At 36.9% G+C, this 14051-nt stretch carries 7 protein-coding genes and 1 pseudogene; 7 read left to right on the forward strand and 1 reads right to left on the reverse strand.

The window, feature by feature from the left end; translation table 11 throughout:
• From CD003_RS22370 to CD003_RS16710, 5 genes and pseudogenes are all read left to right on the forward strand, one after another.
• Positions 1-220 (forward strand): annotated as a pseudogene (locus CD003_RS22370) (IS110 family transposase); the annotation flags it as partial.
• A gap of 385 nt (positions 221-605) precedes the next feature.
• A complete protein-coding gene (nagZ, locus tag CD003_RS16695; RefSeq protein ID WP_096202393.1) occupies positions 606-2891 on the forward strand; it encodes a beta-N-acetylhexosaminidase in 2286 nt (761 codons plus the stop codon).
• Positions 2892-3088: 197 nt separating this feature from the next.
• On the forward strand, positions 3089-4408 hold the full coding sequence (locus CD003_RS16700) for a stalk domain-containing protein (protein WP_096202394.1): 1320 nt from the start codon (positions 3089-3091) through the stop codon (positions 4406-4408).
• Between the two features lie 233 nt (positions 4409-4641).
• A complete protein-coding gene (locus CD003_RS21985; RefSeq protein ID WP_257008389.1) occupies positions 4642-5874 on the forward strand; it encodes a L,D-transpeptidase family protein in 1233 nt (410 codons plus the stop codon).
• A gap of 292 nt (positions 5875-6166) precedes the next feature.
• The gene (locus CD003_RS16710; protein WP_096202396.1) at positions 6167-7291 is read left to right on the forward strand and encodes a TolC family protein; all 1125 of its coding nucleotides are present in this window, start codon (positions 6167-6169) and stop codon (positions 7289-7291) included.
• A 322-nt stretch (positions 7292-7613) separates the two neighbouring features.
• Here the strand turns inward: CD003_RS16710 and CD003_RS16715 are convergent, their stop codons facing one another.
• On the reverse strand, positions 7614-8513 hold the full coding sequence (locus CD003_RS16715; RefSeq protein ID WP_096202397.1) for an accessory Sec system S-layer assembly protein: 900 nt from the start codon (positions 8511-8513) through the stop codon (positions 7614-7616).
• Between the two features lie 361 nt (positions 8514-8874).
• Here CD003_RS16715 and CD003_RS16720 point away from each other — a divergent pair, with 361 nt between their 5' ends.
• Positions 8875-10608: a stalk domain-containing protein gene (locus tag CD003_RS16720; RefSeq protein ID WP_096202398.1), complete on the forward strand. Its 1734-nt coding sequence runs from the start codon at positions 8875-8877 to the stop codon at positions 10606-10608.
• A gap of 230 nt (positions 10609-10838) precedes the next feature.
• Positions 10839-13994 carry a carboxypeptidase regulatory-like domain-containing protein gene (locus CD003_RS16725; RefSeq protein ID WP_096202399.1) on the forward strand — a complete coding sequence of 1052 codons (3156 nt, stop codon included), beginning with the start codon at positions 10839-10841 and terminating at the stop codon, positions 13992-13994.
• The last annotated feature ends 57 nt before the right edge of the window (positions 13995-14051 follow it).

Below are 14051 nucleotides of genomic sequence, written 5' to 3' on the forward strand. Positions count from 1 at the left end.
GTTTCGAGTGATGATGCCAATGATCCGTCATAACGAAGCCTTTCGTAAACTACATGAATATTACACAAATCGCACAGTCAACCCGTTACGAAAGAAACAATCAATTGTGGTCCTTTGCGGAAAACTATTAAAAGTATTACATGGAATCAGTACGAAGCATAAAGCATTCGATGCACAAAGAATGATGAGGGATGTACCTAGTCTCGAAGAGGCTATGTAGTCTGCATCTCCTTGAATGAACTAGACAATTGGATGACACGGAGAAGCTGGCACTATTTTCACCATTCGACCTAGAGTCCCTAAAGGAGCTTCGCTAGCCTCTGCCTTATGACTAGACCGAACGAAGGAATGTAGGCACACAGATGTCCAGAGACATGGGAGGGTACGTCATCATAAGCTACGCAGAGATCCATGGTGCATCGTATATTTCTTCAACGCTACTTACATTAATATCCAGTAGTGACCGCGTAGCGCACCCATAGATTGGAATAGTTTCACATAATTTTAAATTACTGTTAGAGGTCGTGTCGAAAAATATTTTTTTGACACCTCACAAACGGGTCAAACCGTTGATATATCAATATTTATAGAGGGAGGTAGAAATAATGACTAATAAAATTAAATTCATTGCTTTTTGTTTACTTGCACTTTGCTTGATAAGCACTTCTCCAAAGATAGTGGATGGAAGCATTACATTTTCAGACATAGAGAATGTGTCTTGGGCTGAGGATAGTATTTACTATCTTGTAAACAGAGGAACAGTGGCAGGCTATGGACAAGGAAGGTTTGGTCCGAATGACGAGATTACGAGAGGGCAAGCGGTTGCTTATTTAACACGTGAGCTTGGGAAAAGTAAAGAGAAAGGGATTATTTCTTTTCATGATGTAGGTGCAAATCACTATTTTGCTAGTGATATTGCTAATGCGGTAGCTAAGCAAATAATAGGTGGATACCCTGATGGAACATTTAGACCTAATGATCCAATCACTCGAGCTGAAACAGCCTCTATTTTAACGAGAGCGTATGAATTAGAAGCAGGTAACAAACCTTTAAATCTATCGGATTTAGAAAGTGCGAAGTGGGCAAAAGACTCATTACATCTAATGGCTTCTAATGGGTTGATTGGTGGGTATACTGACGGCACGTTTCGTCCAAATCAAAATGTAACTAGAGCAGAGTTTGCTTCATTTTTAACACGTATAATTCAGTTCCAAAGAAACTCAGCTATTCAAGCCAGTGATATCGAAAAGTTAATGTCTTACATGACTCTAGAGGAAAAAGTTGGTCAAATGCTCATGCCTGATATTCGTATGTATGGTGGAAAGAATACGACGAGAATGAATCCAGGTACTAGTAAGCTAGTACGTGATCACTATTTGGGCGGGATTATTTTATTTGATAAAAACATTGAAAACACAACTCAAATGGCTACATTTACTAACGAGCTTCAGAAGGAAGTAGGGGATATTCCTTTATTTATTTCCATGGACCAGGAGGGTGGAGCGGTCACGAGGTTATCAGAAGCTACGCATTTACCAGGAAATATGGCGTTAGGTGCCACTCGTTCAGCTCAGCTATCCTATGAAGCAGGTCGTGTGCTTGGAGCGGAGCTAAAGGCACTAGGTGTGAACCTAAATTTCGCTCCCGTACTTGATGTAAATAACAACCCAGAAAATCCGATTATTGGCATCCGTTCGTTTGGTGAGAATCCACAACTTGTTGGAGAACTCGGGACAAATGTAATGCGAGGTATCCAGGATGAAGGTGTGATAGCGACAGTTAAACATTTTCCAGGTCACGGGGATACGTCAGTCGATTCTCACCTTGGCTTACCAGTCCTGAATCATTCATTAGAACGTCTTCGGCAGGTGGAGCTACTTCCATTCAAACAAGCGTTTCAGCATGGGGTAGATATGGTCATGACAGCTCATATTACATTTCCTTCAATAGATGATACGATTGTTGTATCAAAAAAGGACGGATCAAATGTAACGCTTCCAGCAACACTCTCTAAGAAAATGTTAACGGATATATTAAGGAAGGATTTACAGTATAACGGAGTTGTTGTAACCGATGCATTTACTATGAAAGCAATTGCGGATCATTTCGGAGAAGAGGAAGCAGTAATCAAAGCGATTATTGCAGGCGCGGATATTATTTTAATGCCACAAGATACGCCTAAAGCATTTCAGGCGATTGTTGAATCAGTGAAAAAAGGAGCGTTATCTAGTGATCAAATCGACGAATCTGTTGAAAGAATTTTGACATTGAAAATGGATAAAGGCCTCTTCCAACAAAACCGCTCTAGCGATAAGGCTACTGAAGTGGTTGGATCAACTAAACATAAGAAAGTTGCTACAAAAATCGCAGAAAGCTCTACAACGCTAGTACGAAATGAGATGAATTCCTTTCCTTATACTTTAAAAGATGGTGATCATATATTAATCGCCGCACCTTTAAAAGAACAAGCAGAGAAAATTAAACATTCGGTCACTAATTTTGCGCAAGAGCGTGGACTTTCAGTTACAGTAACAAGCCGTATTCATAAAGAACTATCCCAACAATCTCTGAGTGAGTCAGATATCGTTTTGCTAGCAACTTATCATTATAAGGATACTTTGCATACCGATGTTCAGAAGATTCGAGATACCATTCTCTCGGCAGAACAACAAGACACTCCATATGTCGTCTTATCCTTAGGGAATCCGTATGATTTATTACTGTTCGAAAATGCCAAGACACAAATAGCAACCTATGGAGATCAAGAAGTTAATATTCACTCTGCCATTCAAGTTGTGTTTGGTCAGTTATATCCAAAGGGAGTACTTCCAGTAACATTACAACAAGAAAACAATTTTGATATTATTGACATTTTATCTAATAGCAAATAAGGTACTAGACAGGCCAGTTGATGAATTATCATTAGTTGGTCTGTCTTTTCTTTTTCTATAGAAAGAGAAGAACGTGTTTCCTTGCGTTCGTTTTCGGGAAATAGTTAATAAAAATGTTCACATAGAAAAGAATAAATTCTAGTAAAAGGGATTATAGATACAGAGGTAGAATTAATTAAGAATTAGGTGGTGAAGCTATGAAAATAACTAAGTGGATTTGGATAGTTTCTTGTTTGCTATTACTATTCCTCACCTTTCCTCAAAATTCTAGTGAGGCAAAGGAAATACAAGTATATGTAGATTCTGTTCAACAACACTATGATCAACATCCTATGATTATGAATGGTTATACAATGGTTCCATTTCGAGCCATTTTTGAAGCTTTCAATGCCAAAGTAGAATGGAATTCTGCTGAAAGAAAAGTAGTTGCGGAAACTGAAAACCAACAAATTATCCTACCGATTCATTCCAGTACAGCCATAATTGACGACAACCTTGCAACGTTGGAGCAACCGGCTATATTGATAAACGAAAGAACGCTTGTGCCATTAAGGTTTGTTTCTGAATCTCTAGGTGCATATGTTAGTTGGAATAGTGAAACCCAAACAATTAATATTGAAACAAGTCATGAAAAGGTAAAGAGTGAGGAAAAACAACAAGTACAAACTAAGCTCTCAGTAAACAATCTATCAATTGGTGACAATGAAGAAGAAGTAACCAAACGTCTAGGAATGCCTCATACACAAGTCACTAGTACATACGGATTTCAATGGGATATCTATCATGAAGAATATAAGAACTATGTACAAATAGGGATGAAAAATAACCAAGTAATAGCTATATATACAAGCGCGGATTTATTTAAGAACTCGTATGGAATAAAAGTTGGTGAAACGACAGATAAAGAAGTATTAGAAATACTAGGGGAGCCAAAGAAATCGATTACAAAAGGAAATACCAACTTTGTATTTGATTCAAAAGGAGAATGGGCTCTCTACTTACTTGACGACAGTTATATTACATTTTTCTATGACCAATTACAAGGTGGCCGACTACAGGCGGTTCAGCTGATTAATAGACCATTAGAAGAATCGTTCAAAGCTTTTTATGCTACAGGAACTAGTGAATTACGAGTAGGCTATGAGCGGCAATTGTTTGAACTAACAAATGTAACTAGAGTAAGGAAAGGAATCTCTCCTCTTAATTGGAGTGAAGAGATGAGTTATACAGCTAGAAAGCATAGTCAGGATATGGCGAAATACAATTATTTTTCACATGTAAATACAAAAGGTGATACGCCATTTGAGAGAATGAAAGAGGATGGATTTACCTTTCGAGTAGCAGGAGAAAACCTTGCTATGGGCCAGACTAGTGCTATCTTTGCTTTACATGCATTAATGAATTCAGAAGGACATTCAAAAAACATTTTACACGAACAATTTGAAGAGTTAGGAGTTGGAGTTGCTTTTTCTAAGGATATTCCTTATTTCACTCAGAAATTTTTTAGTGCAGAATAAATATCGTTTCAAAATCACCTCTAGTAATCGAATCAGAGGTGATTTTCACGCTGTATAAAAAAAGCTTCTTACTTGGGAGCTTTTCTATTAAAATATGTTTATGGAAATAGGAATAGTTTAGAAACTGTGAAATAGTAATACAGTAGGAAGGTAGTTTACCTTTAAAAGTCTATGTACCTTATATAGATAGATTTAGTAAAACAAAGAAATTATTAGGGAGGGGTTCTGAAGTGATGAAATGGTTTCTAGTATGTATATTAATGATTGCAAATTTTACCTTTGTAGCACCTAATGAAGCGCAGGGGTCCCAAACTGGTCAACTAATCATTATTAATAAATCTATTAATCAACTTGCTTTTTTTGAAGCAGGGGAATTGGTAAGAGTATTTGATGTTGGAACAGGAAGAACAGATGAATTAACACCAGAAGGGACATTCCCCATTGTAAACAAAATTAAAAACCGTCCTTATTATAAAGAAGGTATTCGAGGCGGTGACCCTGCGAACCCTTTAGGAGATCGCTGGCTAGGACTTGATGCAAGAGGAACTTATGGAACGACTTATGCTATCCATGGAAACAACAACCCAAGCTCGATAGGAAAGTATGTAAGTGCAGGCTGTGTGCGTATGTATAATGATGAAGTTAAATGGTTATTTGACCGGGTACGACTTCATACGAATGTCATCATCTTAAAATCTCAGAAGTCCTTTGAAGAGATTGCTAGAGCTAATGGTTATTCTATGCTAGAGCCGATTAAGGTAAAGGTAAACAATAAGGAGTTGGCATTACCTCAAGAGCCTATCGTAAGAAATGGTAGAATTCTTGTTCCAATTCGGGGGATCTTTGAAGAATTAGGGGCGACTGTTAGTTGGAATCCAAGTAATCAAACCGTTCATGCTTGGAATCAAACGACAAATGTTTCTTTAGGAATAGGAGATAGGAAGGCAACCGTAAATGGGAAAATAGTCAGTTTAGATGTACCTGCTATAACACAGTCAGGACGTACTCTTGTTCCGGTTCGTTTCATAAGTGAGTCATTAGGAGCTAGTGTAAGCTGGAGTGGGGAGAAACGTTTACTAACAATTAACCATACCCCTAAAGTAGTTGAACCGAAGAAAGAAATAGCGACAGTGAAAGTGAATGGAGAGAATTATAAATTTGCAACAGATCCTTTCCTAGAAAACGGAACTGTAATGGTTCCAATGAGGGGAATTTTTGAAGCGTTAGGTGTTCCTCTAGGTTGGGATGGTGCAACACAAACAATACGTGCGATTAATGAGGATATAAACATTCAATTAAAAGTAGGTAGTTCAAAAGCGATAATAAATGATACTGAGGTTCATTTAAGTCAACCAGCTAAAAACGTCAATGGATCTGTAGTTGTTCCAGCTCGTTTTATAAGTGAATCATTAGGAGCGGCTGTTCAATGGGATTCAGAGAAGAAAGAAGTAAATATAGTTAAATAGTAGTAAGAGAAACTAGCTAAAAAGGTCGACAATATTGTCGACCTTTTTTCTTTTAAAATAAAGTGCGGGCATTTTTGGGTTAGGAGGAAAATAGAAGATAAGGCAAATAGGTAGGCTGTCTTAAAAGTAGAAAAATGACTTGTATTGCTTTGGGAAGAATAGAAGAAGTCATTTTGGACAAGCCTTTAATAATAGATTAAGATTGACGGCTTAATATAATAGAATTATAATGAAATTGAATAATTGACTAGCCGGTCAGTTTTAGGAATCTTACATAGGACAGGTGAAGTAGATGAAAAAATATAAGAAAACCTCCATTGTTGCGGTGGCCTTAATCGCCGGTGCAATTGCGGTTACACCAGTAGTTTCTTTCGCGCAGCAAATATATGAGCGTTTATCAATTCAAGAGGCAGCTAAGATAATGAAAGAAAATGATTTGCAAACTGAAATAACTATGCAGGATGATGAATTGGGAAATATGAGGGCGGCTTTTAGAAGATCAGGTAATTATCCTTCTAACAATAGCAATGCAAATTCATGGACAGCAACCTTTCGTCAGAATATAGAGCCTGCTGAAAGAGAATTCCAAGATGCGATGGAGGACTTTCAAGATCTAAATAGTGAATTAAGTCGTGAAATGTCATCTTATCAACAATTATATAATTATTGGCTCGTTGCACAAAACAAAGAATTAGAGGAAGAAAATTTTAAACAAGCTACTAGAGATTTAGAAAATACAAGAGCGAGAAAAGCGCAGGGTGTTGCCTCTGAGATGGACGTCATTCAAGCAGAAATGGCTTTTAATACTGCAAAGGCTTCTTTTGAGGAAGCAAAAAATAGTCATTCCATGTTGAAATATCAAATTAATCAAAAGTTGGAACAACCAATCACTCAAGATATTTTGATTACAGTCCCTAATATTACCTATTTATCTTCTAATGAACTTCAAGTAAATGCTCTGACAGAAGAATTATTTAATAACCATCCATATTTAAAAGGTAATAAGATTTTATTGACTGCTTTTGAAGTAACGCATAATATAGTTACTGCAGATAATTACACGCCTCAATTCGAAAGCTTACCAATCTATATTGAGCGTGAGGTTGATTACTATAATCTTAGCTTACGTCAACAAAAGAATCAGCTTGAAATGCTAGTGTATAACTATGTAGATGAATTAAAACGTCTTGAAGAGGCAATTCGCTTATATGAACAGAATGCTAATCATGGAGAAAGGACCTATCAAATGGCAGAAAGACAATTTGAGCAGGGTCTATCGACATTTTCTGAATTAGAGAGTGCACGTATTAATATGTTAGGATCGAACCTTCAGTTAGTAGCTGCCAAGAAAGACTATATGGAAACAAAACAAGAACTGCTTTTATTGAAACAAGGATATATGCCAGGTGGGGCGTAAACACATTAACCCGAATCGTAACTGATTCGGTTTTTTTGTGCGACGGGGAAGTAGAAAGGCCAATGAAGCTCATTGTAAAGGTGAATCGATTTAGTCTTTTCAGAAGGCTTCACTTTAATGGTGACCGGAGGAGAAAACCTTTCATAATACGTTAGTTTCAATACCCGCAATATGTCCGCTAATTTCTTTCAGTTATTGGGAAATTTATAATCCTAATATTAATAATGGGATATTTCTACTGGTTCAGAGGTGCCGAATGTACTTGAAGTGAAAAGAAAGAGTTCAACTCATTCGTAGTTGAACTCTTTTAGTATTTAATTAGTTATTGTGGTAACTGGATTTCCCAAGTTGTAAGGTCAAGTTTCTTTTTTATCGGTGCTTGGAAGATGCATCTCCATGGTTTACTTGTGTTTGGCTTTACAGTGAAGTCTTTCAAATGGAATTCACCATTCGCAACGACAGAACCTGTTGCATCTTTGAAAATAAGAGGTACTTTATCAATACGTATGTTTTCTTCACTACCATTTCTCAATAAGGCTACAACATGAATCATACCCTGAGGGTCTTGTTTAGCATCGACACCGAACAAATTTACTTCACCAGGTTGTAATGGGCGGAGTTGTTCGACTAGTTTATGAAGATTTTCCTTGTCGTCAGGGTGAAGCTGTTCTTCCCACTCTTTTGACAAATCAAGCATATGCTTTTTCGAAATATTTTTGAATTCGAATGCAAGTTTCCACCCCTCTTTTGGTATTTCTTCAACTAGAAGGTCTTCTTCTTCAAAGTAAAAGTGCCAAGGACGACTTGTCTTTGGAGGTATTTCACCGATATTAGATAAATTTAGCTGTTTACGTGCTAGTACTTTATTTTCTTGATTAAGAAGTACTAGCGTTTTTGTTTCAAATGCAATAGTTTTATTTGAACTATTTCGGATAAATGCAGAAATACGGTATAAGCCTTTGTCTTCCTCGTAACTCCATTCGATACCAGATATACCAACTTGGTTTTGTTTAAGTGGCGGACAATCATTATTTAAGAACTGATAAACATATACTTCTTCTTTTTGAACAGTCCAGCTTGGATGCAAGGATAAACTAGTTTCTACTATTTTATTTACTTCACCATCACCGTCTTCAACAATATCGTCTGCAGAGAAGCTACTGTCCTCTCCAGTTCGTTTTAATTCATCGTCGCTATGTTTTCTTTTAAAAAAGGATAGCATGTGTTAGTTCCCCCTTTTATTTAACACTCTTATCTATTAAGAGCCTTTTTTGAAATAGCTCTTATAAAAGAATGTCATCTTTTATAGTTTTTTGTATATATGTGTTTATCTTATCATTTCAAAATGTGTCTGTCATTATTGGTAGTAAGGTACAATTAAGTTGATTTGGAAAAATTAAGTGAAAAAAATTTATGTTTATAGATGTGCTAATACTTAGCTTTTGTTACGATAACTCTCAAGATAGTAGGGAGAAAGTTATTAATTTAATTGTACCAACATTTCCATTGAAGTAAGAATCTTTTTCAAGTAAACTAACTATGGGTAATTAAATAGAAATAACTAGAAATTAGGAGGAACGATTGTGCGTAATTGGCTGACGTTATTAACTTTCTTAACAACATTACTAGTGTTAACAACTACTAATGCAGAGGCTAGCGGAGAAAAACGAGTAACAATTTTATTAAATACTACCCAAATCTATGAAGGTGAGAAACTACTACATAGTAGGGAGCCTCATGTTGTTAGAAATGGTGTAACTTATGTATCTATGCGTTCTGTTGCACAATTATTTGGATTTACGATTTCATATAATGAGGTAACTAGACAAGCAATTATGCAGAATTCGAGTATGGATATTCGATTTGTAGCGAATCAAACGTCTTATCAGTATAATGGCTCAAGTGCGAACTTAAAGCATGGTATGCCATATATTGAAAGGGGAACGCTAATGTTGCCATTACGTGTGGTCGCTGAGCATGCAAATGCGAATATTGTACCGAAGCTAGCAGAACAGAAGGTCGATTTAGTAGTCAGATCAGGACAATCAAAAGAGCAAGTATCAACAATAGAAGCAAATTTTGAAACAGACAAAGCTTTCTATAAAATGGGAGAGACGATTCAGTACCGTGACATGAGCAAGAACGGTGGTACATCGATTATTCGTCATACATGGTCAAATCGTGAACCGGCATTTTTTCAACCGGGTAGACAAACAATCACTCTCGAAATTGAAAATAATCGTGGCGAAATAAGTCAAACTTCCCGTACGATTACGATAAACGATGAAGTGTTATATACGAAGGACCAATATCTAATGAAGCATTCACCTATTGGTGATAAGATTTCAATTGATCGTCATAGTGTGCTAACCTACCCAGTTATCGCAAAAGAGATAGAGGAAGTTGAGCATTATTTAGTTAGAAGCAATAGTCCAGAAAAGATTCATCGTGAAGGGGTTTTCTATCAGGATACTGCTGAAGGAGATGTACGTCTCTTTATTCACCATGAAAACGCTCGAGAAGAAAATACTAATTTATATGTCATTGCAAGACATAGAGGAAACCAACCCGTCCTTGTTACTCAAAAAGGTCTTGGGATTGGTGGGCCAAACCAGTATGTATCATTTGCTGGGAAAAGTGCAACGACTAGATATTTGCAATCGCTAAGTTCAGGTCAAGAGAATCAATTTGTCATTCAACCAGGGGAAGCTGTTGTCCTTCTCCCGCAGTTGAGTTCGGTACCTATCAGAAAAGGGCAAACAGTAACGGCAATCGCTGATTTTTATACGCCGGTGCCAATGGAATATCAGATAATTGCCCTTGATAGTAATAATAAATTGGCTGATACGTTACCATTTTTAAGAGGGGTCAATCCATTAAGGGATGGAATCCATATTCGTGGATCATTTCCTAAAGGAAACAAAAAAGTAACAGTGAAAGAGACTCTTGGCATTGAGATGGGACGTCTAATCATTGCTGATGGAGGAGTAGATTCCTTTGTTACTGGCACTGATATAATGACGAAAACAGATGAAAGAAACCTAGGTAATTTTGGTGTAGTTTATACAATTCAACTTGAAAAAGTGGCACCAAATACAACTATATTATTAAATCCACGAGGAGGCCAATATGCTGGCTCCTTCATAGTGAATGGGAAAGTGGTAGGTACTCCAGAGCAAGGTATCCTTGAAGGGCCTACTGAAGCGGTTCCTTTATATCGTACTGGTTCACGTGAAGAGCGTGTAGAGTTGAAATTCATGCCTCCAGCGGGTAGTAACTTACCTATTAATCTATTATTTATTCCTCAAAATAACTAAACTTAGTTGAAGAAGGCTATCTAAAAGGAACTATTCCTCTTAGGTAGCCTTCTTCTTATTTTTTCCTTCCTTACATTAAATTTGACATTTTATTACCAATAACCTCCGATAGATATAAAGTTAGATATCAAGTAAAGTATAACTTGTGAAAGGCACTAAACAAGATTAACAAATAGCATCTTACAAGGTAGCTATTAAAATACTAAAACACATCAGGGGGAATTTACATTATGTCTTATCAACCAAAGTCTTACCGCAAGTTTTTAGCTGCTTCATTATCTGCTGCAATGGTAGCAACAGTTGCTGCACCAATGATGCCAACACAAGTAGCTGCTGCAGGAACAAATTTTGCTGACGTTAAAGAAGGTCAGTTTTATACAGAAGCTGTTACAAAAATGGCTCAAGCAGAGTTCATTCAAGGGTTCTCAGCTACTGAATTTGGTACAAATTCTGACTTACTACGTCGTGATGCTGCAGTTCTTTTTTCAAGAATTCTAGAGTGGGATGTTAACAGTGTTGATGCTTCAAGTTTCACAGATGTTCAGACTGACCGCTATTACCATAATGCAGTTGCAAAAGCTGCAGAAGTTGGATTAATCCGTGGTAAAACTGAAACAACATTTGCACCAGCTGATAAATTGACTCGTGGTGAGATGGCAGTACTTTTAACGCGTGCATTTAACTTAGAAGTTGACCAAACAGTTGAAGTACCTTTAACTGACATAGCTGGTCATGCTTACGAAAATGAAATTAAAGCTGTGTACCAAGCTGGTTTAACGACTGGTTATCCAAACGGTACATTCCAAGCAGGAAACACAGTAACACGTGCTGAATTCGCTACATTCTTATTCCGTGAAGCTTCAGTACAAGAAAAAGTTGAAGCTCGTATTGGTACTGATGTTATTACTCCTGAAGTTGTAGAAATTACTGCTGTAGCTAACAATAACAATACAGTAACAGTTACTGGTGAAGTGACAAATGCTGATAAGGTAGAAATTACATTAAACAATGAAACAAAAGAAGTGGAAGTAAATGAAGAAGGTAAGTTTGAATATACATCAGAAGCATTACCGGTAGGAGCTTACACAGTATCAGTTGTAGCTTACAATAACGGTGTTGCATCGGAAACGAAAACGACTAATGTAGCGGTAGTATCTGCTGAAACTGGTGTTGCTGGTTTCGTTGCACTTGAAGGTACGGATAATGATGGATTTAAAGTTTCTGTAGATGGTAAAGAGGCTGTAACAAATAGTGATGGTTATTTTGCAATTGGAGGAATAACAGCTGGTGAACATACAGTTACTATCAGCAAAGCAGGCTATGCAACTAAAGAAGTAAAAGTTAAAGTGTTGGATGAAAAAGCAACAGGTGTTGTTATTAATGACTTAGTGTCATTATCACAATCAAATATTGAAGTTTCATCTGTGGTAGTAGATAGTGTAACCGGTGCTGCTGTTGAAGGTGCAGACGTGAAGTTTGAGGTATACAACGAAGAAGATGGCGTGTGGGAAGAATTAACTTCTACGACAACAAATGCTACTGGCGCTTATGAGATTAATAATGAAAGTGGAAGTATCTTAGATTTTAATGATAAACTACGTCTACAAATCTCAAAAGAATTATCTTCAGATAACTTAGATGAAGTATATCATTCTACGGAGTGGATTGAGTTTGATATTCCAGCTGACCAAGTGGAAATTGGACTTGATGGAGTAGAATTAGTACCAGTTGAAGAATTAACATTTGCTGGTTCAATACTAGACGGTACTACTGAAATTGATGGGGCGACTATTGAATTCCTTGATGGAGAAGGTAATGAATTATTTACAGTTAACTCAAATTCTGATGGTGAATTTGAAGTTGAAGAACTTACGTTACCAACAGGTGAATACTTTGTACGTGTAGATTTTGAAGGTGATGTGTCATCTCCATTTGCAATCTATACTACTGTTCTTAATGTAACAGAAGGCCAAGATATTGATAATAGTATTAACCTAGTAAAAGGTTTTGACGTAGAAGCAACAATTGGAGCTGAAGGTGTAGCTGCAACTATAAGAAATGGTGCTACAGTAACTGCTGAATTAGTTAAGAATGGTGTAGTTGTTGATACTGATGAAGTAACTCCTAATAGTGCAGTAGCTTCTGTACAATTTGACTTTGACCGTATCCCAGCTGGAGAATACAAAGTTCGTGTATCTGGAGAGTACGTTCAAGTAAAAGAGTTTGATCTAACAGTTAGAAATCAAACTGCAGTTAACACTATTGAAGGTAATGTAGCATTAGCTGGTACAATTTCTGGAGCTGTAACTGCAGCTGGAGATAATGCAACAGTTCGCTTAATGCAAAACGGTGAAGTAGTAGATTCAGTAAGAACTACTGGAGATACATTCACATTCACAAGTTTACCAGTTGGAGATTACAACCTTGAAGTATCACAACGAGGTTTTGTAACGAAAACAGTAGAAAGAGTAACAGTTACAAGAAATAATCAAGCAACTCCTACTGCAATTAGCCTTACTGCAGTTTCGACTACTGCTTCAGTTGAAGGTTACGTTCGTACTCAAGGTAGCTTAGCTGCTGCTAACGATGCAACAGTAACTTATTACGCTCTTGCTGTACAAGATGGAAACGAAGCTGTTGACGCTGGAACAATAATGAAAGAAGAAGATGTGACAGCTGGTAAGTATACAATGAATGATTTATTACCAGGTACGTACCAAGTGGTTGTTCGTGATGGTGGAAACCATGAAACGTTTGTAACAACAATTACAGTTGCTGCTGGAGATGAAAGAAAGAATGTAAACTATCTACTTGAAAAAGGTGGAGAAGCGTCGTTAGAGTTAGAATTAGTTGATGAAGATGGTAACGAGTTGGATGCAAGTGATTTAGCAGTAACTTATTCAATCTATGATGCATATGCAGATTCAAGTGACGGATCAGAAGATGTTGCACTTGTTACTGGTTCAACAACTGGGGACTCACTAACATTTAATAACCTTGCTGCTGGAACGTACACAGTGAAGTTATCTGCTGATGGATACAATGATGTAACTCGTCAAATCACAGTAACGAAAAATGAAGAAAGAACAGTTCAAGTATCATTTACAACTGTAGCAGCAAACCCTGCATATAATGTAAATGTACGAGTAGTTAACGCTGAGACAAATGCTAACTTTGAAAATGCAACAGTAGTAGCGTTCGATAAAGATGGAGAAATTGTTGAAATGGATACTACTTCGGGTACTGGACAAGTAACTTTAGAATTAACAAGAGGAACTTATACTCTAGCAGTTATTGAAAATGGTCACATTGTTGCAAAACAAGAAGTAACTGTAAATAACAGAAACGTAAATGCACAATTAGTGCAATTAGTTGAAGTTAAGTAATTGTTGTATAGAAGAAAAAGCTAGATGCCTAGGCATCTAGCTTTTTTGTCATTTAAT

Origin of the sequence: Bacillus sp. FJAT-45350 (assembly GCF_002335805.1) — a bacterium.
In the GTDB taxonomy this organism is placed as follows: Bacteria; Bacillota; Bacilli; order Bacillales; family NISU01; genus FJAT-45350.

Excerpts from the sequence above, each read along its gene's own strand:
- CD003_RS16715 (WP_096202397.1), bottom strand. The coding sequence starts at position 8,513 with ATGCTATCCTTTTTTAAAAGAAAACATAGCGACGATGAATTAAAACGA.
- CD003_RS16725 (WP_096202399.1), top strand. The coding sequence starts at position 10,839 with ATGTCTTATCAACCAAAGTCTTACCGCAAGTTTTTAGCTGCTTCATTA.
- nagZ (WP_096202393.1), top strand. The coding sequence starts at position 606 with ATGACTAATAAAATTAAATTCATTGCTTTTTGTTTACTTGCACTTTGC.
- CD003_RS16710 (WP_096202396.1), top strand. The coding sequence starts at position 6,167 with ATGAAAAAATATAAGAAAACCTCCATTGTTGCGGTGGCCTTAATCGCC.
- CD003_RS16700 (WP_096202394.1), top strand. The coding sequence starts at position 3,089 with ATGAAAATAACTAAGTGGATTTGGATAGTTTCTTGTTTGCTATTACTA.
- CD003_RS21985 (WP_257008389.1), top strand. The coding sequence starts at position 4,642 with ATGAAATGGTTTCTAGTATGTATATTAATGATTGCAAATTTTACCTTT.